This is a genomic window from Paraburkholderia sp. Tr-20389 (assembly GCF_017104565.1).
In the GTDB taxonomy this organism is placed as follows: Bacteria; Pseudomonadota; Gammaproteobacteria; order Burkholderiales; family Burkholderiaceae; genus Paraburkholderia.
Genome location: NZ_JAAGPD010000011.1, coordinates 185020 through 206993, shown reverse-complemented (window position 1 = coordinate 206993; position 21974 = coordinate 185020). Strand labels below are relative to the sequence as shown.

Below are 21974 nucleotides of genomic sequence, written 5' to 3'. Positions count from 1 at the left end.
CGGCGGCGGTCAAAGCCGTCCGAGCGCGCCGGCCGGCGGCGGCTTCGACGAGATGGACGACGATATTCCGTTTTAAGCCGTTCGAGCTTTTACAGACGCATCGAAGCACCTCGCGTCGAACGAATGCAAAAAAACACCCCGCCATCGAGCGGGGTGTTTTTCTATGCACGCGAGAACCCGAGATCGACGGCTGGTATCAGGCCAACCCGCCATTCGCCCGCAAAATCTGCCCGTTCACCCACGCGCCATCCGGACCCGCGAGAAACGCGACCACGGACGCAATATCTTCCGGCTGTCCGAGCCGTTGCAGCGGCGGCATCTTCGCGAAGCTCTGGATCTGCTCGTCCGTCTTGCCGTCGAGGAACAGCGACGTCGCAACGGGTCCCGGCGCCACCGCATTGACGGTGATGCTGCGCCCGCGCAGTTCCTTCGCGAACACATGCGTGAACGACTCGACGGCGGCCTTCGTCGCGTTGTAAACCGCGTAGCCAGGCATGTTCAGCGCGAGCGTCGTGCTCGAAAAGTTGACGATGCGTCCGCCGTTGTTCATCCGCGTCGCCGCTTCGCGCAGCGTGTTGAACGTGCCGCGCACGTTGATATCGAAGGTCTGTGCGAACAGCGCGTCGCTGGTGTCGACGAGCGGCACCGTCTTCAGGATGCCCGCGTTGTTGACGAGCACGTCGACCCTGCCGAGCTGCTGTTCGGTTGCATCGAACATGCGCCGCACGTCGTCGGCGTTCGAGACGTCGGCCTTCACCGCGATGGCCGCCGCGCCTTCCGCCTTCAGTTCGGCGACGAGCGCATCTGCTTCCTTCGAGCTTGCCGCATAGTTCACGACGACGGCAAATCCATCGCTGGCGAGCCGCCGCGCGATCGCCGCGCCGATACCCCGCGAAGCGCCCGTGACGATGGCGACCTGTGCGTTCCTGACGTTGTTCATGATCCGATTCCTTGAAGTGGTGAGTTGGTGAGATGGATGATCGGACATCTCGCGAAAGAGATAATCAGGCGAAACTTGTTATCATCGTTCCATTCACTTCAACAATGGCGTGAGCCAGCCGCCAAGAGCCGTCAATGGACCGTTTTCAGGAAATGCAGGTATTCGTGCGCATCGCGGAGCGGCAGAGCTTCACGCGTGCCGCCGACGATCTGCAGATTCCGCGCGCCACCGTCACGAATCTGATGAAGCGGATGGAAGCACGGCTCGGCGCGCGGCTACTGGAGCGCACGACGCGCACCGTGCGTCTCACGCACGACGGCGAAGCGTATTACCGCCGCTGCGTGCGTCTGCTCGCGGATATGGAAGAAGCCGAGGGTTCGTTTCGCAATGCCGCGCCCAAGGGCTTGCTGCGCGTGAATCTGCAAGGCACGCTCGCGCGGCACTTCGTCGTGCCGGCGCTGCCCGAGTTTCTGTCGCGCTATCCGGGCATCGAGTTGTATATCGGCGAGGATGACAGGCTGGTCGATCTGGTGCGCGAGGGCGTCGATTGCGTGCTGCGCGCGGGCAATCTGCAGGATTCGTCGATGGTCGGGCGGCGCGTCGCGCGGCTCGAACAGGTGACGGTGGCGAGCCCGGCGTATCTGGAACGCCACGGCACACCGGGCAGCCCTGACGCGCTCGCGACGCATCGCGCCGTCAACTACATGTCGAGCGCAACGGGCAATGCGCTGCCGCTGGAATTCACCGTCGATGAGCGCGTGGTCGAGGTGAATCTGGACGCGATCGTGTCCGTGACGGGCACCGATCTCTACACCGGCTCGGCCGTCGCGGGACTCGGACTCGTGCAGGTGCCGCGCTATCGCGTGCAGAACGAGCTTGCTGAGGGCAGCCTCGTCGTCGTGCTGCCCGCGTTTCCGCCGCCGCCGATGCCCGTCACCGTGCTGTATCCGCAAAGCCGCCAGTTGTCGTCCCGCGTGCGGGTGTTTGCGCAATGGCTGCGCGAAATCTTCGACGCCGCAGGCGGACTCAAGGTCGGCTGACGCGAATCATCGAACGCGGTCGAGATGCGCGAGCGCATCGCGCATCGGCTGGCTGGATGCAACGATGGGGCCCGTCAGCGGCGTGTCGAGATCGACGATCACATACACGGCCGATGCGATCGATACCGCGCCCAGCATGATCATCACGAGCGCCAGCGCATTGCGCGGCGCGACGAGACCAAAGCACAGAAAGATCACCATCAGCCAGAACGTGAGGGTCGTGAGAAATGGTTTCGAGATGGAACTATGCGCCTGCTCGATCAAGGTCCAGCGCGCCTCGATCACGCGTTCGAAGCGTGAAATGCACTCGGCCAGCGTGGCCTGCTGGTAGGTATCCGAAGGCTTGAGTCCGCGGACTGCGACGTACGCTGCGTTCAGCATGTCGCCGAGTTGCACGTCTTCGAGCTTGTCGTCAGAGAGATCTGTCGAAATACGCGGGTAGTGGCCCGCAGGCGGCTGTTCGCGAGGCCACGTTGCTGCAATCGCCGCAGCCGTGTAAGTGCGCAGCAGCTCGCGCGGGTGGTCCGCATCGGGACCGTACTGGCGCAATGCCGTGTCGAGCTGGATCAGTTCGGCGGCATACGAGCGGAAACCGTTGCCGACGTTATCGAAGCTGCTTTTCGCCGAAGCCGTGAGCAGGCCCAGCACCAGCGCTGCGAAGGTCACGAGCATGGTGATCACGAGCTGGATCAACTGCATGGTCTCGTGCTTGCGGTGCTCTTCCGGCAAATAAGGCTTGCCGAAAAACCCCACACCCGTTCCCGCCAGAAGCAGGACGAACACCACGAGCGCTGACGTTGTCTCTTGCATGAGCAGGGTCCGCATAGCTGTCGCTTCGCTAATGTCCAACAACTCGGCGGCGCGGGCAAGTCAGCGCCCGGATTGTTAAATCAACGATGTCGAACCCAAATAGCGAGAAGAAAGATGCCGCAAGCAGCGGGTGCCGATGAGCAAGATCAAATTTGCGAACATTTCTCAAGAAAGCGCTCGTCTCGCCCATAAAGTTTTGGGCGAATCAGCCGTAACTCAGGTCGTGGTGCGTTTGCTTAATATTTAATCGGGTTGCGGACCTTGCCTATGGGCCTGGGCGCAGCAAGCCTGCCGTGGAACGGGGAGATTCCAGGTACGCGGCCATAGGAGACATGCTTCATGTTGAAAGGTCTTTCGATTCGCGCATACCTCACGTTGATGATCGTGCTGTTCGGCATCGTGCTGCTGATCGGCGCGGCGGCTGGGCTGTTATCGCTGCGTGAGAGCAATGCGTCACTGCAACAGATGTACACCGTCGACACGCCCGCCGTGGCCGACCTCGAAGGCAGCGCCGGACAGCTGCTGCGCCTGCGTCTCGCACTGGCGACCTACGCTTCGCTAAACGAACTGAACGATCAGGAAGGCGCCGACGCCGTGCTCAAGCGTTTCGATTCGTATCTGAAGATATCGAATGAACGGCTCGCGCATTTCATCAGCAAGGCGAGCAACGACGCCGACGAACAGCGTCTCATCAAGGACATGCAGGACAAGCGCGACACCTTCCTGCGCGAAGGCGTCGACCCCGCGCTCGCGGCGCTCAAGTCCGGCGACAAGACGGCATTCCAGCAGTTGCAGGGGCACAAGCTTTCGCCGCTCTACAGCGCTTATGAAAAGGCGATGCTGACGCTCGAAAAGCTTCAGCTCGATCACGCCGAGCAGCGCTATCAGGACGCGCAGCAGCTGTTCTATACGATCAGCATCGGCGTGGCGATCGGCATGGCGGCTACGCTGATCTTCGCGTGGATTGGACGCATGATCATGGTCCGCGCGATCGTGCATCCCGTCGACGCCACTATCGATCAATTCCAGCGCATCGCGAACGGCGACCTCACGGGCCGCATCGACATTCGCGGCGATAACGAAATGGGACGTCTCGCGGCGGCGCTGCGCAAGATGCAGGAGTCGCTCATCGCAACGGTCAGCACGGTGCGTCACGGCACCGATTCGATCGATACGGGCGTGAGCGAAATCGCCGCGGGCAACACGAATCTCTCGCAGCGCACGGAAGAGCAGGCAGCATCGCTCGAAGAGACGGCGGCGAGCATTGAAGAACTCACGTCGACCGTCAAGCAGACAGCCGACAACGCGAAGCAGGCGAGCACGCTCGCACAAGGCGCATCGACGCTCGCGGCGCAAGGCGGCGATCTCACGCAGCAGGTGGTCGGCACGATGCAGGCGATCGTCGACGACTCGCGGCGCATCGCGGACATCGTCGGCGTGATCGAAGGCATCGCATTCCAGACCAACATTCTTGCGCTGAACGCAGCCGTCGAGGCGGCGCGTGCAGGCGAGCAGGGGCGCGGCTTCGCGGTGGTGGCGAGCGAGGTGCGTTCGCTCGCGCAGCGCAGTGCGGCAGCCGCAAAGGAAATCAAAGGCCTGATCGGCGAATCGAACGAACGCGTGACGGCGGGCGCGGATCTCGTGCAGCGTTCCGGCTCGACGATGACGGAGATCGTCGATGCGATTGCGCGCGTCAGCGCGATCATGAGCGAGATCGCCGAGGCGGCGACCGAGCAGAGCACAGGCATCGATCAGGTGAATCTCGCTGTCGCGCAGATGGACGAGGTGACGCAGCAGAACGCGGCGCTCGTCGAGCAGGCGGCGGCAGCGGCGAGTTCGCTGGAAGAGCAGGCGCGCCGTCTGACGGAGGCAGTCTCCGTGTTCAAGACGGACAGCGGGCAGGGTGCTTCGTCGCGTGTGGTTGCGCGCCGTGCAACCGTCCGCAAGCAGGAAGCGGCGATGCCGCTGGAGTCGGCGGAAGCTGTTTGATCGTATCGGCGGCCCGGTTAGCGCAAAGCGCAGCGCGATTCGCTAGCGGTACGAAGCAAAACGGCGGTGCAGGCATCCTTGCCTTGCACCGCCGTTCGCATTTTCAGTGCTGCGTTTACGGTCGCGTTGCGTAGTACTTCGCGACGCCGTCGATTTCCTCCGGCGTCATGTGGCGCGCGACGTTGCGCATTTGCTCGTTGATGTCGTTGCGACGGTTGCCGTCCGCGAATGCACGCAACTGCGCCGCCATATACACCGACGACTGGCCGCCGAGCCAGGGCGCGGCGCCCTTGCGGTCGCGGTCGCCGTGACAGGCAGCGCAGGGCGCGATGTTGCGCATCGGCGAGCCTTCGCTGACGAGCTTGCGGATGCTGTCGTCTTCGGCCGTGCGTTGTTCGACGGCGGCGGGACGCGGCAGCGTCGAATAGTAGTTCGCCAGATCGTGCAGGTCGCCGTCGTTCAGACGCGCGATGATGGGCGGCATGATCGAGTTCACGCGCTGGCCGCTCTGATAGTCGCGCAACTGTTTGTAGATCACGTCCGCGTACTGTCCCGCGAGCACGGGCGCTGTGACCTGAATCAGGCTCTCTACGCCGTGGCACATCGAGCAGTTCTGCGCGAGCGTCGCGCCACGTCCGATCGAATCGGCGCCCGGACGCGTGCGGCCCCACGGCGGCGCGGGCGGCAGCACGAGCACGTTGCTCGGCGCGGGGCCGGCGATGTTCTCGCTCTGCGTGTACCACGACGACGGCGCGCCCGCCGCGCTGCAGATCGTCGCCCACAGTCCGCGCTGCGTGAAGTCCGGATGCTTCGACGGCAACCAGATGAAGCCGATCAGAATCGATACGACGGCAATCACGATCACGCCGCCGACGCTCGACGTGAACCATCGGTTGCCCAAGCTGAAGACGCGTTCTTCGCTCATGACCGCGCTCCCACCGACACGGCCGGCACCGACGTCTGCTGCAAGCCGAGCAGTTGCGCGATGGGCACGCTGTAGTTGACCACCGTCAGTCCGATCATCAGCGCGACCCACAGACCGAAGCTGTTCAGCGCAGCGGGCACGCGCTCGACGGGATGCACAGGCGCGCTGAAACGGAACTGCTTCGGCTGCTCGACTATGCCGAATTGCGACTTCGCGAGAATGTAGATGAACAGCAGGCCCGAGATCACGAGCACCACGCCGCCGATCGCCGACACAGCCACCCAGATCGCTTGCGGTGCGATCGCGGGATTGCTGTAGTCGTAGTAGGCCATGCGGCGCGGCGCGCCGAGCAGGCCGACGTAATGCCACGGCAGCGTGACGACCATCATGCCGATGAACCAGAGCCACAGCTGCCAGCGCACCATGCGAACGGAGCAGATCGCGCGGCCCGTCAGCTGCGGCCACAGTTCATACGCGATCGCGAAGTACATGATGACGATCGCGCCGCCGAAGATCAGGTGAAAGTGCCCCGTGACCCACTGCGTGTTGTGGATCGTTTCGTTTAGCTGATAGCTCATGTTGATGAGGCCGCCTGCGCCGCCCAGGCCGAGCATGATGAACGAGAACGCGATCACCAGCATCATCGGGTTGTCCCACGGCAGTGCCTTCAGCCAGCCGAATGCGCCCTTGCCGCCGCGCAGCCGTCCCGCGATTTCCACGGAAGCGCAGATCGTGAACACGGTGAGCAGCGTCGGCACCGACACCATGCCCGTGAACACGGCGTGCACGAACTTGAAGCCCGCGCCGACCTGCGGATCGGCGAACAGATGGTGGATGCCGATCGGCATCGCGAACACGAGGAACAGGATGAACGACACGCGCGCCATCGAATCGCTGTACAGCCTGCCGCCGATCGCGCGCGGCACCAGCGTGTAGTACGCGATGTACGACGGCACCAGCCAGAAATAGACGATCGCGTGCAGCGTCCACGAGAACAGCACGCGTGCGAGACCCGCGTCGATCGTCGACTTCAGGCCGAGCGCGACGGGCAGGATCTGCAGCAGGATTTCGAGCGCCGCACCGACGGCCGTCCACGCCCACAGATACGCACCCGCCACGTTCGCGTACATCGCGAGCGGCACCGGCTTGCCGGGATTCGCGCGCTTCCAGATGTTGAGGTTGATGCCCATCAGCGCGACCCAGATCCACGAGCCGACCACGACGAGCACGACGCCCAGGTAGTAGAACGGGCTGCCGATCATCGGCGGATAGAACGTGAAGAGCACGGACGCCTGGCCGGCCGCGACGGGCACCATCGCCATCACCGCGCCGACCACGATCAGGATGAACGCGGCCCAGGCCCACTTCAGGCCGACGAGCGCCTGCTGCAGCGCCAGTTCGACGATTGCATAGCCGAAGGCCATCGCCACCAGCGTCGGCAGCACGTAGGCCATCACGGTGCCGTGCGCCGTCACCGAGCGGTAATACAGCTCGGGCTCCCCGATCCACGGATGGAGCGGACTGCGCACGAGCATCTGCCATGCGCCCAGAAGCAGCGCAATGCCGAACGCGATGAACGCGAGCCAGAAATGCGCGAGAACGAGTCGCTTAGCGTGAAACACAGCTGAGCCTCCGGTTTTGTTTGGCCTGTTCGAAGAAGGCAGCCTTGTCGATGACCTTCACGTGCGCCCACATCGTCTGGTGGCCGAAGCCGCAGAATTCGTGGCAGGGCATCAGATGGTCGGCCGGTTGCGGGAAGGAGGAGGAGAACGTCGCGACATAGCCGGGTACGACCATCGTGTTGATGTTCGTGTCCGTGACCAGCAGGCCGTGCACGACATCCGCGCTCGTCGTGCGGAAGGTGATGTCGGTGTCGGCGGGCACCAGCAGACACTGCGGCGTGAACGAGTACTGCTGCGCGATGAAGCGCACGACCACCGAGCCGTCCGGCTCGACCGCGCTGCCGAGATTGCTTTCGACGAATTCGCCCGACATCTGCAGCCTTGACGGATCGATCGTTTCGACGCGTGACGGCGGCATCATGGCGTAGTGCAGCCCCGAGTACACGACGACCACGAGCATGAACACGACGATTGCGATGACGAAATACGCCCAGCGCTTTTCCGAGCGCTCGGCGACGCCGTGGCCGCTGTCCGGGGAATGGGAAGGTTGGGTCGACATGATCGATCAGTGAATGACGCCACGCGGCAGAAACACGAGAAAGTAGAAGCCGATCCAGATCGCCAGAACGACCACGGCAGCCACGCCCGCGACCGCAATCGCGCCGTGCGGGCCTTGCGCGACGATGCGCTCGACTTCGTCGTCCGAAGCGTGGCCGTCGTGGTCGCCGGAGTATTTGCTAGGGTCCATCTGACAAGTCTCCGAAGACAGGGTTGATGCGGGTGACAAGTGCTAGTGCAGCGGTGCCTTGCGCAGCTCGTTGACCTGCTTCGCCGTCACGGGCTGGCCGTGGTTGCCCCACGCCGTACGGATATACGTGACGACGGCGGCTGCGTCGGCGTCGTTCAGTTCCTGCGCGAACGGCGGCATGCCATAAGGTTCGGGATTGCGTCGCGTGCCGGGCGGAAAGCCGCCGTTGAGCACGATGCGGATCGGGTTGACGGCCGAGTCCATTTCGATCGACTGGTTGCGCGCGAGCGGCGGATAGTGCTGCAGCTTGCCTTCGCCGTGTTCGCCGTGGCACATCGAGCACTTGTCCATGTAGATCCGCTGGCCCGCCTCGAACACGGCCGGCTTCACGGTTGCCGACGGGCCCGTCTTGCGGCCGGGGTCGTTGTCGGGCAGCGTCTTCAGATAGACGGCCATCGCCTTGGCGTCGTCGTCGGTCATGTATTGCAGGCTGTGATACGTGACCTCGGCCATCGGGCCGTACACGGCGCCGCGATCCGAAATGCCCGCTTGCAGCAGATCGACGATGTCCTTGATGCTCCAGTCGCCGAGTCCGCCGTCCTTGTCGGACGTGAGCGACGGTGCGTACCAGTTCTGCACGGGAATCAGCCCGCCCGCGAACTGCTCGCTCTTCGACGAACCGCCGAGCAGGTTGATCTTCGTGTGGCACATCGTGCAGTGGCCGAGACCCTCGACCAGATACGCGCCGCGATTCCATTCGACCGAGCGGCTCGGATTCGGCTGGAATTCGCCCTCGCGGAAATACAGCGAGCGCCAGCCGATCAGCAGTTCGCGCTGGTTGAACGGGAAGCGTAAATCATGCTTCCTGTTCGGCTGATGCACGGCTTCCACAGACCTCAGATACGCGAAGATCGCGTCGGAGTCCTCACGCGTGACCTTCGTGTACTGGGCGATCGGCATGGCGGGATAGATCAGCGTGCCGTCGGGGCTCTTGCCCGTGCGCATCATCTTGAAGAAGTCGTCGGCCGTCCACTTGCCGATGCCGTACTCGCTGTCCGGGCTGATGTTCGGCGTGTAGAGCGTGCCGAACGGCGTCTCCATCGCGAGTCCGCCGCCGAACGTCTTGCCACGCGGCGCCGTGTGGCAGGCAACGCAATCGCCCGCACGCGCGAGATACTCGCCGCGTACGACCTGAGCGGGGCGGGTGTCGTTGCCGGCCGGCGCGGCGGCTTCAGCGGCCTGCGCAGTTGAGACGAACGGCGAGTGCGGCGCGATGGCGGCAACGCCGGCAGCAAGCGCGAATGCGGCGCCGGCTACCAGCGACAGCGTCACGCGGCGCGTTAGACGAGCGGCACGTTGCATGCGCGTCATGCGACTAATCGACGTGGAGTTGATCCAAATCAAACTTGTTGCAGAGGAGCTAAAGGAGAGAGTCTTCATTCCGGTTGGCTCCCACATGCGAGCGGCAGCTTGCCGGGCAATCGCGGCACGGGACGCGGATCGGCGGGACGCGGCTGGCGTGCGAGCCAGCTCGAAACGGCCGTGATGTCCTTGTCGTTGAGTTTGACGGCGATGCTGTGCATGCAGTCCGGCGCGAGCGCATGACGCGTACCGGAGCGCCACGTGCCCATCTGCCCGGCGATATAGCTCGCATGCAGACCGAGCAGGCCGGGGATGCCCGGCTGCTGTCCCGTCAGCCGCCCGCCGTGGCATGCGACGCAGGCGGGAATGCCGCGCTTCGCGTCGCCTTGCATGACGAGCTGCTTGCCGTAATCGAGCGTCGACTGCGGCAGCGGGTTCGTATCGGCGTTCGGATAGGGCGGCTGCATGTCGGCGAAATACTGGCTGATCTTCCGCAGATATTCGTCGGGCAGGAATGCGAGCAGATAGCCCATCGGCGGATAGGTGCGGCCGCCGTCGCGGAACGCCTGCAACTGGTTGAACAGATACTCGGCCGGCTTGCCTGCGATGCGCGGGAAATAGTCGTTGTTGCGCCCTTGGCCCTGCACGCCGTGACAGGTCGTACAGGCATGCATCTTCTCGTCCATCGCCGATGGCGCAGACGCGTCATTCGAGGCGGCGAACGAGGGCGTCGCGCACACGGTGCAAAGAGCGCATAACAGCAACAGGATCGAAGAGCCGATGGTTCTGCGATGCACGACTGGCCTCGTAGGGAAATAGGGTTTCTAAATTTCGTTGTGTGATACCCCGAGGAAGAGTCGCGTGGCGCTCTTCACTCTTTGCTTCTCTACCGCGGCCGCCTAAGCGACCCAGGACATGCAAATGGTTGATGCTGGTTGATGCTCTTACATGCGCGACGCGGACAGTGTATGAAACCCGGCACAAGCATGCAGAAGAGGGGGCGACATGCACGTGTACACACCGCGCTCCCGCCGTCGATCCGGCAGACGCTTCGATACCTTAGGACATCAGGATGACGTTGGCATTGCAAACATCATAGGTGGCAATCGGCGGCGTTTCAACGAATGCCAGATAGCACACGCAGTGATTTGCCGCGTCGACAGGCCGCCGTGCGGAAGATTTACTCGCGTTCAGGCAAGCAGGCGCATGAACGCTTCGCGCGCATTGGATACGAGGTCGCTTTCGCCGGGGCGTCCGGGCAGCAGATGGAACTCGACGGCCGGCAACTGCGGCAGGTTCACGGCGGGTGGACAGGGCACCATGCCCGATCCGATCGACGATTCATTCAGGCACGAGATGCCGAGCCCCGCCTTCAACGCCAGTTGCAGGCCTGCCATCCCCGATGCCGAGTGCGATACGAGGTAGGGCACCTTGCTCTCGTCGAGCAACCGGACGACGAAGCGCTGCAACTGGCAGGTCGAAGGCAACAGCACGAGATGAAAGGGCGTCGCGATGTGCCGCGGGTCGGCATCCGCGGACATCGCCCATACGAGTTTCTCGCGTCGCACGACGGTGCTGGCGCCGTGCGGCCTCACCGTTGCCGCGCGCTTCGCACCCGGTGCGACGATGCGCAGCGACAGGCCGATATCGAACGTCCCGTCGTCTTCGACGCCGCTGTCGATCACCGCGCTCGGCAGCACGGTCACATGCAGGCGCAGCCGCGGATGCTGCTCGGAGAACATTTTCAGCACACGCGCAACGTCGTGCGGGCGGTAGTAGTCGGTGATCGCGATACGCAGCTCGCCGTCGAGCGCGCGGCCTTGCAGATCTTCGAACGCTGCTTCGCTCATCGCCAGAATGCGGCGCGCATGATCGAGCAGCTTCGCGCCTGCAGGCGTCGCGGTGACGCCCAGCTTGCCGCGCAGGAAGAGCGGCTGGCCGGCGCGCTCTTCGAGCTTCTTCAATTGCTCGCTCGCCGACGACTGCGACAGGAACACGCGCTCGGCTCCCGCCGACACGCTGCCCGCTTCCGCTACGGCGACGAAGGTGCGGAGTTGCGCGAGGTCGAACGCACGCTGATTCATGTTTCGGCTTCTCCGATGGATGACATCCTATTTTCCCGCTTTTCCGATTGAATGCGCAACCCTACGATAGCCGTCATGTGAGTTATCCGGAGGTCATCGTGGGACAGGAACTGGAAGCATGGGAAACATCGGGCGGACTGGACGTCGATCACCGCTGGAAGGTGCTGGGCGTGGGATTTGCCGCGAACGCAAGCTTCGCGGCCGCGTTTTCGGGGATTCCGACGACGGCTATCTTTCTGCGCAACGGCTATCACATCGACAACGGCGGACTGGGTCTGGTGCTGGGCATGCTCGGGCTCGGCATCGCCGTCAGCGAGCTGCCATGGGGACTGCTTACGGACCGCTGGGGCGATCGGCGTGTGCTGCTGCTCGGTTTGCTGACGACGGCGGCCGCGCTGGCCGCGATGGCGTGCTTCGTCGTGCCGCGCGGCGGCGACGCGCCCGGCATCGTACCGCTCGCGCTCGGCCTGCTGGCGGTCGGGCTGCTAGGCGGAAGCGTGAACGGGTCGAGCGGGCGTGCCGTGATGGCGTGGTTTCGCGAAGGCGAACGCGGTCTCGCGATGAGCATCCGGCAGACGGCCGTGCCCGCGGGCGGTGGATTCGGCGCGCTGACGCTGCCGTCGCTGGCCGCGCACTTCGGCTTCTTGGCGGTCTACGGCGTGCTTGCCGCGCTATGCGCGGTGACGGCATGGTTCGCCTGGCGCTGGCTGCACGAGCCGCCTGAACAGGCTGCCCTGTTTGTGGCCGCGGGGCAAGCTGCCCAGGCCGATGGCCGGCATCAGGGCGTATCCGCGGCGTCCGTCTCGCCGTTGTGCGATATCGGCGTGTGGCGCGTCGCATTGGGTATCGGCGTGCTGTGCGTGCCGCAGCTCGCCGTCGTCACGTTTGCGACCGTCTTCCTACACGACTTTGGTCGCGCCGGCGTGGTCGGAATCAGCGCGACGATGGCGGCCGTGCAGACGGGTGCGGCCATCGCGCGCGTCTGGAGCGGGCGCTGGACGGACCGGCACGGCAACCGGCGCCAGTACATGCGCGTGTGCAGCGTGCTGACGGCGCTTCTGTTCGCGACGCTCGCGCTGATCGCAGCGGGTGCGGGCGGCGCGCACGGCCTCGTTACGGCCGTGCTGGCGGCCATGGTGGTGCTCGGTGGCGTCAGTGCGTCGGCGTGGCACGGCGTCGCTTACACCGAACTCGCGACGCTCGCGGGGACGCGCCGTGCGGGCACCGCGCTGGCGATGGGAAATACCTGCGCCTTCATGACGTTGTTCGTCACACCGCTCGCCATTCCGCCGTTGCTTGCGGCCACGTCGTGGCCGGTGGTGTGGGCGATTGCGAGTCTTTGCGCGTTGCTCGCGTTGCCCATTTTCCCGCGCCCGCTACGCGCGGCGCGCTATGTGTCGGGCGTTCGGGTGTAATCGAACCGACGCAAGCACTGGGCACTCTTTTTTGGGGCGTTCGATCAGATGTCGAGCGCCCTTTTTCTTATTTCTGTGCTTATTTTTAATTTGAATGCAATCGAAAGTTGTCTGTGGCACGGGTTTGATATGCGTTGTCTGATTTTTCTGTCGGGAAGGTCAGATTTATTTTAAATTTAAGGGCTCGTGATTTCTCTTTATAAGTGAGTTCTTCTTTCAAGAGTATATTGACCGACGAAAAACCCGGGATGCGTCTAATTCCTATGTCGAGTCCAATGTGCCTGGTTTGTGTTTTACGAGGATCGTTTCGCTAGCCTCTTTGCTTCCGTGTGCTGGAGCTAGTCGCGCCAACGCTTCCTAAGAGGTGCTTTGAAATTTCGGAAATTACTTGGTGAAAATGGATGAGTGCTATTGCAATGGAATTGTTTGAAATCGGTAATGCCTCAACAAATATTCTAAATTATCATTGAATCAGTCATTGATTCGGAACTCTCTGATATTCTGGTTTTGCTGCAAATGTTTAGATTTGGTTTGTCGGGACATGATTCGTTATATGTCGCGAGCGTTGTATTAAAGCGAGCTCGTTTTGACGTTGCCGCGAAATGGGCGTTTCGGCGTCGACAAACACAAACCAATAACCAGGCGGCAACTGTGAATCTTCGAATCATGCTGGCAGACGATCACCCGTTTGTGCTGCTCGGTATCCGGGCCACGCTGATCGCGCATGGCGGATTCACAGTCGTCGGCGAGGCGACCAGTCCCTCGTCGCTGGTTCAACTGATGGAGAAGGCGTCATGCGACGTGCTGGTCACGGATCTGACCATGCCGGATGTATCGGGCGACGCCGACGACGGGCTGCGGCTCATCCGGCGCATACGAAACGGCTGGCCCGAGGTGCACATCGTCGTGCTGACCAGCCTGACCAACGCGGCCATTCTCCGCTCCATCATGTCGGATGGCGTGATCGGCATGCTCAACAAGAGCGAATCGATGGACGAGCTGGCCGCAGCGATACGCGCGGCCGGTGCAGGGCGTTCCTACGTCAGCCGGTCAATCCTGCAGACACTCGCCGAGGCGAGCGGCGAGCCGTTGGGCATGTCGCCGATGCGCCATCTTTCGCCGCGCCAGTCAGAAGTGATCCGCATGTTCGTGCGCGGCAAGTCCATCTCCGAGATCGCTCGCGATCTGGGGCGAGACGTTCGAACGGTCAGCCGGCAAAAGCGCGACGCAATGGCGAAGCTGGGTGTCAGCAACGACCCAGGGCTGTTTGCGTTCGTGCGTGCATACGGCCTCGCGTCGGAAATAATTAGGGATTGCTAAATAAATTAGGAGCAATCTGATGTCTGCAAGAGCTTGGATGTCTGATTCTCGCCGGCTAACGGATCGCCGGATCTATACCAGGTTGCAAGGCACAGGGAGAGACCACGCGTGAATATCAGGAAGGACGTGACATTGCCAATTCGGACCATCATCGCCGACGATCATCCACTCGTCCTGCTGGCGATGGAGAATCTGATGTCGGGCTTTCCCAACATTGAGATCGTAGGCAAGGCAACGGATTCATCGGAGTTGTTCGCTGAGGCGCAGCGAGTCAAGTGCGAACTCGTCGTCATGGATCTCTACATGCCGGGCGGTGTGCACGGCGACGGTGTCGAGATGGTCCGGCAGTTCAAGGAGCGGCATCCTGAGGTCGTGGTGGTGGTGCTGACCATGGAGACGTCAGCCGACGCGCTGCAAAAGGTGATTGCGCTCGGCGTGGGCGCGGTCGTGAGCAAACGCGATCGCATCGACCTGATTCACGTGGCGATCATCACTGCGTTGGCGCGCGAATGCTATGTCGGCCCTGCCATTCGCGCATTGCTCGCCGACGCCACCCTGTCGCGCCGGATCGACTATGTCAGGCAGGTTCTCTCGCGGCGCGAACTCGAAGTGCTGACGCACTATGCGACGGGACGTGGCGTGACCGAAATTGCAATGCGGCTCGGCCGTAGCGTCAAGACGATCAGCGCTCAAAAGTGCACGGCAATGCGCAAGCTGTCGTTGCAAAGCGATGCCGATCTGTTCCGGTTCGCGGTCGAGCATGGTCTGGTAGCCGACGATCAATCCACGGCGGCAGGCAGGACAGGCGGACGAGGCTGACGCAGCGGAACTGCGGACATAGCGAAGTGACCGTCGCCGAGGGGGCGTTATGCGATGACGGTCCACCAACAAGAACAGAACAAGATGGAAAACAAGATTCGCGTCATCGTCGCCGACGATCACGCGTGCGTGCGCGCAGGCGTCAGGTCGTTGCTTGAGCAGATCGGCCATGTGTCGGTGGCCGGCGAGGCGGACAGCACGCAGGCGCTCGCCGAATTGTTGGACTCCCGCCCGTGCGACGTCGTCGTGACGGACATCGGCATGCCGGGCATCGACGGCGAGAGCAATGCCATTCAGTTTCTGCGACGCCTGTTGCGCCATGCGCCGCATTTGCCCGTCGTCGTACTCACGATGGTCCATCAGCCGCAGATCCTGATGGGGTTGCTGCAGCATGGCGTTGCCGCGATCGTCGACAAGCGCGACATGACCGCTTCGTTGATACACGCGATCGACGCGGGGTTGACGGGGCAAGGCTACCTGTCCGACCACGTGTGCGCCGCGATTGCAAAGGCGGGCACTCCGCAACCGCGGGCGGGTGTGATGAGCGCCGGCGAATGGAAAGTCTTCACGATGTACGTAAGCGGGATGACGATCAGCCAGATTGCCGTCCGACTCAACCGCAGCGCGAAGACGATCAGCACACAGAAGCGCAACGCCATGCGCAAGCTCGGACTCGAAACGGAAGCCGATGTGATCGACTACGCGTGCCAGATCGGCCTCACCTGACTGCATTTTCGGAGTTATCCGATTCCGCGTTCTGTTCGCGGGATCAATAATTTCAGGTTGAACTCCCGGATCGCGAGTATGGCGCCACGTCATTGTTTCGCGATGCGAATCAATTGCGAGCAGGCGCAAACCTTACAGGTCCGTCGCAAATAGATCGTCTGAGCGGGCCAATTTCCGGAGGATGCATGTCAGGGCTGGGCAAGCGATTGATCGTGGAATGCGCCGGGACGGCGTGGCTCGTGTTCATCGGGTGCGGCACAGCCGCGCTCAATACGGGCGTAGGCAGCAGCATCATGGCCGTGCCGCTCGCCTTCGGCTTTGCGCTGGCTACCGCGACTTACGTGCTCGGGCGCTTTTCGGGCGCGCACTTCAATCCGGCCGTCACCGTCGCGTTCGTGACGGCACAACGCTTTTCCGTGCGCGATCTTGCGCCCTATATCGCCGCGCAAGTGCTCGGCGCCGTCGCGGGCGCTGCGCTGCTCGTGTATATCGCGAGCGGGCGTCCGGGTTTCGAGCTTGCGTCGAGCGAATTCGGCGCGACGGGGTACGGTGATCATTCTCCCGCTGACTACTCGCTGCATTCGGCGCTGGTTGTCGAAATCACCTTGTCGTTTGCGTTCGTGCTGGCACGCATGCTGATGTCGAGTGGTCGCTCGGCAAACCTGATCGGTCCGCTCGTCACCGGTTTGTGGCTGATGTTGAGTTACGTCGTCGCGACGCCGGTCACCAATGCATCGTTGAATCCCGCGCGCTCGACTGGCCCGGCACTGCTCGTCGGAGACTGGGCGCTCGACCAACTGTGGCTTTTCTGGGCGGCACCACTCGCGGGAGGCGTGCTCGCCGGCTTGCTGCATTCGCGTGTTTTTGGTCAGCCACGCGGTATTCTTGCGCGGCGCCGCGAGGCCCGTCGCGGCGAATCGGCGTGAGCGCCCAGATGGACAGCCCAAACGTCCGGTCGCAGTTTCACTCTCATTTGCTATGCCACGCCTGGCGGGTTTGCGTTCGCCAGACGTTGATGGCCGGTTTCGTTCTGTTGTTCATGTTGCTCGGCGGACAATCGACGCAGGCCGCGCTCGGTGCTCGTCCGCCCGGATTCGCTCCCAGGCTCTCGGTCGGCGTGCTCGCCAGCGGCTGGTCGCCTTTCGAGATGTTCCAGGAGGGCAGGTACACCGGATTGAGCGTCGACTATCTGCGCGCGATTGTCGGGCCGGACGTCGAAATCACGACCAAAACGTTTCCCGACATGGAGCAGCTGATCGCGGCGGCCTGTGCGAATCGTGTCGACGTCGTGATGAGCATCGCGCGTACACCGGAGCGTGAGCGTTGCCTGTCGTTTTCGTCGCCGTACTTCCGCGGATCGACGTCTGCCGTCACCCTCGCAAGCAAGGCAATCGCGTTCGCAGGGCAGACACAGGTACAAGACGCGCGCGTCGCGGTCGAGCGCGGGTTCGCACTCGGCGCCGTGCTGCGCGAACGCTTTCCGCATGCGCACTTCGATGCGTTCGCCGACACGCTCTCCGCAATGCGTGCGATCCAGCAAGGCAACGACGATGTGTATTTCGGCTTCACGCCCGCAGTGCGCCACTATCTGACGAAACCGGAATTCGGCGGTCTGGTCGTCGCGTTCGAGGAGACGGGGCAGGTCAGCGAGATGCGGTTCGCCGTGCCAGTGGCGAAAAGCGAGTTGCGTGACAAGATCGACCGTGGCCTTGCCGCGCTTCATCCCGAAGACGAAGCCGAGATCCGGGCGCGCTGGCTCGGCGGCAGTTTCGAGGCGCGGCCCGCATCGGCGGCGTCGAATCTCGTGCTGAGCCGGGACGAGCAGGCGTGGCTTCGATCGCTGCCACCCTTGTCCGTCGGCTTCGACAGCGACTGGGCGCCGTTCGGCACGCTCGACGAGCTGGGCCGGCCGTCAGGCATCGCCGCCGACTATCTCGACTATCTCGGCCGGACGCTCGGTCTCACGTTTCATCGCGAGCCGGCAAAGGACTGGCCTGCAACGCTCGCCGGGTTCGATCGCGGCGACGTCGCGCTGCTCGCGACTGCCAACCGCAACGATCCGCGCCTGGATCGGGCGACCTTCACTCACGCATACGAAACCTACCCGCTCGTCATCGTGGCGCGCGAAGCCGAACCTGCCGCGCGCAGCCTGAATGATTTCGCGGCGCGGCGCGTCCTGGTGTCCGTCCATAGCAAGGGGGCGGTGCCGTTCCAGGCGTACGGCGTCGCGGCGACGCATGTGACTGTCGCGCCGAGTCTGGACGCCGCGTTGAAACTTCTGGCGGCGGGCGGCGCCGATGCGCTGGTCGGCAACGTCGCGGAAGTCGACGCCGCGCTGACCCGGCAATACGCGGGCGTGCTGAAGATCGTCGGCACGGTGCGCGAGTGGGATCCCGTCGGCTTTGCGGTTCGCGCCGACCTCGCGCCGCTGGCGGGACTGATTGACCGTGCGCTTCTGGCGATGCCCGCATCCGAACACCAGCGCATCCGCCAGAAATGGGTGACGGGCGATGCCCGCCCCCGAGGCGGCTGGAGTGTGACGGCGCTGCGCCTGCTGCCCGTGCTGATCGGCATCGGCGTGATCCTGCTGGTGACCTTGCGGGCCTACGTGCTGTTGCAGCGCGAAGTCGGCCGGCGCGAAAGGACCGAGCGCGAACTCGAGTCCCAACTGAACTTTCAGCAGACGATGATGGAGATGGTCCCGTATCCGCTCGTCGCCAAAGATCTGCAAGGACGCTACATCGCCGTCAACCGGGCTTACGAGGTAGCGTCAGGGCTCCGGCGTGAGAGGGTGATCGGCCGAACGAGCGCCGACGTTCACGCGTGGGGCGAAGAAAACAGCTTGCGTCTCGAACAGCTGACGCGCAGTGCGCTGCAAAGCGGCTCGGCCACGCAGATCGAACTGGAATTCGAAGATTGCGACGGCGACAGCCGACACGGCCTGTTCTGCGTATGCGTGTGCGATGACGCCGGCGGCGCGCCGTTGTGTGTGCTCGGTACGCTCGTCGATATCACCGACATCCGCCGCGCCGAAATGCTCGCGAGCGAGACGCAGCGGCGTCTCGTCGACGTGACCAGTTCGCTGCCGGCCGTGGTCTTTCAGTTGCGCCGCGGGCTCGATGGCGCGTACTCGTTTCTCTATGTCGGCGGCGATACCGAACATCTGCTGGGGTATGACAGCGCCGCGCTGATGCGCAGCGCTGCGCTCGACTTCGGCACGATTTGCGCGGACGACCGGCCGGGCGTCGTGGCCGCGCTCGGGCGTTCCGCGGAGTTGTCCGAGCCGCTGCACCTGGAGTTTCGGATCGACTGTCCCACCGAGCAGCGCTGGGTTCGCGCTGAACTCGTGCCGCGCCGCGAGCCGAGCGGCGCGACGGTGTGGAGCGGCTATTGGGTAGACGCGAGCATCGAACGGCTACGCGCCGACGAACTGGCGCATGCCCGCGATCTGGCCGAAGCGGCGTCGCGCGCAAAAGACGACTTCCTCGCAATGATGAGCCACGAAATCCGCACGCCGATGAACGGCGTGCTGGGGCTCGTCGAAGTGCTCGAGCGCACACGGCTCGACGCCGACCAGGGCGAGATGCTTGGGATGATTCATGAATCGGCGGGCGCGTTGCTGCAGATTCTCGACGACCTGCTCGACTATTCGAAGATCGAGGCGGGACGGTTGACGATCGAATCCGAGCCGATCGACTTGCGCGATCTCGTCGACACCGCGGTCGGCCTGTTGGCGGGGCGTGCGCATGAGAAAGGTCTGAAAGTGCGCGTCGACGTCGACCCGCAGGTTGCAGCCACGCTGCGCGGCGACAGCGTGCGCTTACGGCAAATCCTGTTCAATCTGCTCGGCAACGCGATCAAGTTCACGCCTCAGGGTGAGGTCGATGTTCAGGTGCAGGTCGCTGAGCAGACCGCGTCGGGGCAAACGGTCGAGATCACCGTCGACGATACCGGCATCGGCATCGCGCCCGACGTCCAGGCGCGGCTGTTCGAACCGTTCACGCAGGCGGAGTCGTCGACCACGCGGCGATTCGGCGGCACGGGTCTTGGGCTGACCATCTGCCGCAAGCTTGTTGCGCTGATGGGCGGCACGCTGTCGCTGTACAGCACGCCGGGCGAAGGCACGCGCATGACGTTGCGTCTGCTGATGCCGGTCGACGTGCAGCATTTCAAGGCCGGCGGGCTGCGCGGCAAGCGCGGAATCGTCTACACATCCGATACGCCCGTCGCAACTGCGCTCGTTCATTTCGGCGCGGCGCTCGGCCTCGAGCTGGGTTGCGCGCGGGCCGCCGGATTATCCGATGCACAAACGCTAGAGGGCGTGGACCTGGTTTTCGTCGGCGAGGGCGTCGATCTGCCCGAGGCTGTCGCGCAATCGGGTGCGAAAATCATCAGCCTCACGGAGAAGCCCAAGCCGACCGGCTACCGGATCGTCGATAACGCCGTGCGCGTCAGTATCAATCCGATTTCCTGGCGGGGTTTGAGTGCCGCGTGTGCCGCCGCGCTGACGGGCCTTTCGCCCACACCCGCGCGTCAGTCCGGCGCGGCGGAAGCCGTCACGGCGCCGCCCGATCGCGAACGCGCGATCGCAGGCGGGCGGCTCGTACTCGTGGCCGAAGATCATCCCGTCAATCAGGAACTGATCCGTCATCAACTGGCACTGCTCGGTTTTGCGTGCGACGTCGTCAACGACGGCGCCGAGGCACTCGAGGCACTCGAAGCACTCGAAGCACTCGAAGCGACACCGTATGGTTTCCTGATCACCGACTGCCACATGCCGAGAATGTCGGGCTACGAACTGGCACGGTCGGTTCGCGAGAAAGAGCGCGCGACGGGCGCGCGTCTGCCGATACTCGGTATCACCGCGAACACCGCGCCGGAAGATCTGAACGCGTGCCGCGAAGCCGGCATGGACGATTGCCTGGTCAAGCCGACGCGCCTCGCTACCTTGCGCGAGTATCTCAGCCGATGGTTCGGCGCGGACAACGCGCGGCCCGTCGGGCAAACCGAAATGGCGGCCGTTACAGCGCAAGACGCCGAGCCTGAACACGCCGACAGCAACGCGTTCGTGCCCGTCGATCTCAGCAAGTTGACGCAGATCTGGGGCAGCGAATCGACGGTCAAGTCGTTGCTCGATGCGTTCGTGTCGGCGGTGCGCGACGATCTGCGTGCATTGCCGCCGCTTTTGAACGAGCCGGATGTCGCCGCTTTGCGTCAATGGCACCATCGCGTCGCGGGTGCCGTGGGCGTGTTGCAGTATCCGCCATTGCTCGGCGCCCTCGAAGACTACCGGCACCAGTTCGCCGACGCGCCGTCGGAGACATTGCGCAGCGAGGGCATCGCGCTCGTCCGCCACTGCAACACGATGCTCGACGGCATCGAAGAGCAGGCGGCGTTGCTGGCCTGACGTCGCTGCTTCTCCACTTCTTCCAGCTCGCCCGCTTCGCAAGGCTTTGCGTGACTGCGCTTGCATCACGCGCGGTGCTTCGAATTGCACTAGTATGTGCTGGCGCATGCGTCGGCACGGTCCGGGCATTGCACATTGAAGCGATGCCGGCGCGGCGCACAAAGACTCGGAGAGAACAATGATTGCGATTCGAAAGCTGAGCATGGTGGCTGTGATGTGGGCGCTGGCGTCGGGTGTCGCGCTGGCGGATACGGTCGAACTGAAGGCCGACCTCGAGCCGTCGAGCGAAGTGCCTCCGCGCGTGAGCCACGGACACGGTGCCTTGGAGGCAACCTTCGACACGTCGACCCGCACACTCAAGTGGACGACCACGTACGAGGGTTTGTCGGGGCCGGTGACGATGGCGCACTTCCACGGTCCGGCGCCCGTCGGCCAGAACGCGAAAGTGCAGGTGCCAATCGAGAAAAGTGCGCTGGCGAGCCCGATGAAGGGTTCCGCGACACTCACGGAGCAACAGGTCACGGACCTGATGGCGGGCCAGTGGTACTTCAACATTCATACCGCGCAAAACCCGTCAGGCGAGATTCGCGGTCAGGTGCTGCCGGCGAATTGAACGAAGCGAGCGTGACAACACGATGGCCGGAACCGTCAGCAGCGGTTCCGGCCGTTTTCGTTTCAAACGAACAGGCGTGATGCACGCCTTCGGTTGAAGGCGCTGCCGACCTGGCCGGACCTAAACCCACGTACCATGAGCGCTTGACCGTCGA

The 21974-nt window shown here is 63.5% G+C and carries 18 protein-coding genes and 1 pseudogene; 10 read left to right on the top strand and 9 right to left on the bottom strand.

The features are described from left to right. Nucleotides 1-76: pseudogene (locus G3N95_RS14740) on the top strand (single-stranded DNA-binding protein); the annotation flags it as partial. A gap of 120 nt (nucleotides 77-196) precedes the next feature. Here the strand turns inward: G3N95_RS14740 and G3N95_RS14735 are convergent. After that, entirely contained in the window at nucleotides 197-940 is a 744-nt protein-coding gene (locus G3N95_RS14735) for an SDR family oxidoreductase (RefSeq protein WP_205970805.1), read from the bottom strand. Nucleotides 941-1074: 134 nt separating this feature from the next. Here G3N95_RS14735 and G3N95_RS14730 point away from each other — a divergent pair, with 134 nt between their 5' ends. Beyond that, entirely contained in the window at nucleotides 1075-1980 is a 906-nt protein-coding gene (locus G3N95_RS14730; RefSeq protein ID WP_205970804.1) for a LysR family transcriptional regulator, read from the top strand. A gap of 6 nt (nucleotides 1981-1986) precedes the next feature. Here G3N95_RS14730 and G3N95_RS14725 read toward each other — a convergent pair whose 3' ends face one another. Continuing rightward, a complete protein-coding gene (locus tag G3N95_RS14725) occupies nucleotides 1987-2790 on the bottom strand; it encodes a hypothetical protein (protein ID WP_205970803.1) in 804 nt (267 codons plus the stop codon). Between the two features lie 339 nt (nucleotides 2791-3129). Here G3N95_RS14725 and G3N95_RS14720 point away from each other — a divergent pair, with 339 nt between their 5' ends. Beyond that, nucleotides 3130-4779: a methyl-accepting chemotaxis protein gene (locus G3N95_RS14720; protein ID WP_205970802.1), complete on the top strand. Its 1650-nt coding sequence runs from the start codon at nucleotides 3130-3132 to the stop codon at nucleotides 4777-4779. Between the two features lie 115 nt (nucleotides 4780-4894). On the opposite strand, the gene G3N95_RS14715 is transcribed toward G3N95_RS14720, so the two are convergent. The 7 genes from G3N95_RS14715 to G3N95_RS14685 all read right to left on the bottom strand — a co-directional run bounded on the left by G3N95_RS14715 (nucleotide 4895) and on the right by G3N95_RS14685 (nucleotide 11520). Beyond that, nucleotides 4895-5704 carry a c-type cytochrome gene (locus G3N95_RS14715; protein WP_205970801.1) on the bottom strand — a complete coding sequence of 270 codons (810 nt, stop codon included), beginning with the start codon at nucleotides 5702-5704 and terminating at the stop codon, nucleotides 4895-4897. Next, complete coding sequence (locus tag G3N95_RS14710) at nucleotides 5701-7326, bottom strand: b(o/a)3-type cytochrome-c oxidase subunit 1 (RefSeq protein WP_205970800.1); 1626 nt, start codon at nucleotides 7324-7326, stop codon at nucleotides 5701-5703. The genes G3N95_RS14715 and G3N95_RS14710 overlap by 4 nt, the downstream gene beginning before the upstream one ends. Beyond that, nucleotides 7313-7885, bottom strand: a complete 573-nt coding sequence (locus G3N95_RS14705) for a cytochrome C oxidase subunit II (RefSeq protein WP_205970799.1) — start codon at nucleotides 7883-7885, stop codon at nucleotides 7313-7315. Before G3N95_RS14705 ends, G3N95_RS14710 begins: the two co-directional genes overlap by 14 nt. Nucleotides 7886-7891: 6 nt before the next feature. Further along, complete coding sequence (locus G3N95_RS14700; protein WP_205970798.1) at nucleotides 7892-8074, bottom strand: hypothetical protein; 183 nt, start codon at nucleotides 8072-8074, stop codon at nucleotides 7892-7894. A gap of 42 nt (nucleotides 8075-8116) precedes the next feature. Continuing rightward, nucleotides 8117-9514, bottom strand: coding sequence for a cytochrome c (locus tag G3N95_RS14695; RefSeq protein WP_205970797.1), 1398 nt, complete (start codon nucleotides 9512-9514; stop codon nucleotides 8117-8119). Then, nucleotides 9511-10233 (bottom strand): c-type cytochrome, encoded by a 723-nt coding sequence (locus G3N95_RS14690; protein WP_205970796.1) that lies wholly within the window; start codon nucleotides 10231-10233, stop codon nucleotides 9511-9513. The genes G3N95_RS14695 and G3N95_RS14690 overlap by 4 nt, the downstream gene beginning before the upstream one ends. Before the next feature lie 393 nt (nucleotides 10234-10626). After that, nucleotides 10627-11520 (bottom strand): LysR family transcriptional regulator, encoded by an 894-nt coding sequence (locus G3N95_RS14685; protein WP_205970795.1) that lies wholly within the window; start codon nucleotides 11518-11520, stop codon nucleotides 10627-10629. Nucleotides 11521-11618: 98 nt separating this feature from the next. Between G3N95_RS14685 and G3N95_RS14680 the strand changes: the two genes are divergently transcribed. The 7 genes from G3N95_RS14680 to G3N95_RS14650 all read left to right on the top strand — a co-directional run bounded on the left by G3N95_RS14680 (nucleotide 11619) and on the right by G3N95_RS14650 (nucleotide 21820). Beyond that, entirely contained in the window at nucleotides 11619-12935 is a 1317-nt protein-coding gene (locus G3N95_RS14680) for an MFS transporter (RefSeq protein ID WP_205970794.1), read from the top strand. A 666-nt stretch (nucleotides 12936-13601) separates the two neighbouring features. Beyond that, the gene (locus tag G3N95_RS14675) at nucleotides 13602-14255 is read left to right on the top strand and encodes a response regulator transcription factor (RefSeq protein WP_205970815.1); all 654 of its coding nucleotides are present in this window, start codon (nucleotides 13602-13604) and stop codon (nucleotides 14253-14255) included. 108 nt (nucleotides 14256-14363) lie between these two features. Beyond that, nucleotides 14364-15074: a response regulator transcription factor gene (locus tag G3N95_RS14670; protein WP_205970793.1), complete on the top strand. Its 711-nt coding sequence runs from the start codon at nucleotides 14364-14366 to the stop codon at nucleotides 15072-15074. Nucleotides 15075-15158: 84 nt separating this feature from the next. After that, a complete protein-coding gene (locus G3N95_RS14665) occupies nucleotides 15159-15800 on the top strand; it encodes a response regulator transcription factor (RefSeq protein WP_205970792.1) in 642 nt (213 codons plus the stop codon). A 185-nt stretch (nucleotides 15801-15985) separates the two neighbouring features. Beyond that, on the top strand, nucleotides 15986-16726 hold the full coding sequence (locus G3N95_RS14660) for an aquaporin (protein ID WP_205970791.1): 741 nt from the start codon (nucleotides 15986-15988) through the stop codon (nucleotides 16724-16726). Between the two features lie 89 nt (nucleotides 16727-16815). After that, nucleotides 16816-21207 (top strand): transporter substrate-binding domain-containing protein, encoded by a 4392-nt coding sequence (locus G3N95_RS14655; protein WP_241018511.1) that lies wholly within the window; start codon nucleotides 16816-16818, stop codon nucleotides 21205-21207. Nucleotides 21208-21385: 178 nt separating this feature from the next. Continuing rightward, nucleotides 21386-21820, top strand: a complete 435-nt coding sequence (locus tag G3N95_RS14650; protein WP_205970789.1) for a CHRD domain-containing protein — start codon at nucleotides 21386-21388, stop codon at nucleotides 21818-21820. The last annotated feature ends 154 nt before the right edge of the window (nucleotides 21821-21974 follow it).

Coding starts and splice junctions, on each gene's coding strand:
- G3N95_RS14735 (WP_205970805.1), bottom strand. CDS start 940: ATGAACAACGTCAGGAACGCACAGGTCGCCATCGTCACGGGCGCTTCG.
- G3N95_RS14730 (WP_205970804.1), top strand. CDS start 1,075: ATGGACCGTTTTCAGGAAATGCAGGTATTCGTGCGCATCGCGGAGCGG.
- G3N95_RS14725 (WP_205970803.1), bottom strand. CDS start 2,790: ATGCAAGAGACAACGTCAGCGCTCGTGGTGTTCGTCCTGCTTCTGGCG.
- G3N95_RS14720 (WP_205970802.1), top strand. CDS start 3,130: ATGTTGAAAGGTCTTTCGATTCGCGCATACCTCACGTTGATGATCGTG.
- G3N95_RS14715 (WP_205970801.1), bottom strand. CDS start 5,704: ATGAGCGAAGAACGCGTCTTCAGCTTGGGCAACCGATGGTTCACGTCG.
- G3N95_RS14705 (WP_205970799.1), bottom strand. CDS start 7,885: ATGTCGACCCAACCTTCCCATTCCCCGGACAGCGGCCACGGCGTCGCC.
- G3N95_RS14700 (WP_205970798.1), bottom strand. CDS start 8,074: ATGGACCCTAGCAAATACTCCGGCGACCACGACGGCCACGCTTCGGAC.
- G3N95_RS14695 (WP_205970797.1), bottom strand. CDS start 9,514: ATGAAGACTCTCTCCTTTAGCTCCTCTGCAACAAGTTTGATTTGGATC.
- G3N95_RS14685 (WP_205970795.1), bottom strand. CDS start 11,520: ATGAATCAGCGTGCGTTCGACCTCGCGCAACTCCGCACCTTCGTCGCC.
- G3N95_RS14675 (WP_205970815.1), top strand. CDS start 13,602: ATGCTGGCAGACGATCACCCGTTTGTGCTGCTCGGTATCCGGGCCACG.
- G3N95_RS14665 (WP_205970792.1), top strand. CDS start 15,159: ATGGAAAACAAGATTCGCGTCATCGTCGCCGACGATCACGCGTGCGTG.
- G3N95_RS14660 (WP_205970791.1), top strand. CDS start 15,986: ATGTCAGGGCTGGGCAAGCGATTGATCGTGGAATGCGCCGGGACGGCG.
- G3N95_RS14655 (WP_241018511.1), top strand. CDS start 16,816: ATGGCCGGTTTCGTTCTGTTGTTCATGTTGCTCGGCGGACAATCGACG.
- G3N95_RS14650 (WP_205970789.1), top strand. CDS start 21,386: ATGATTGCGATTCGAAAGCTGAGCATGGTGGCTGTGATGTGGGCGCTG.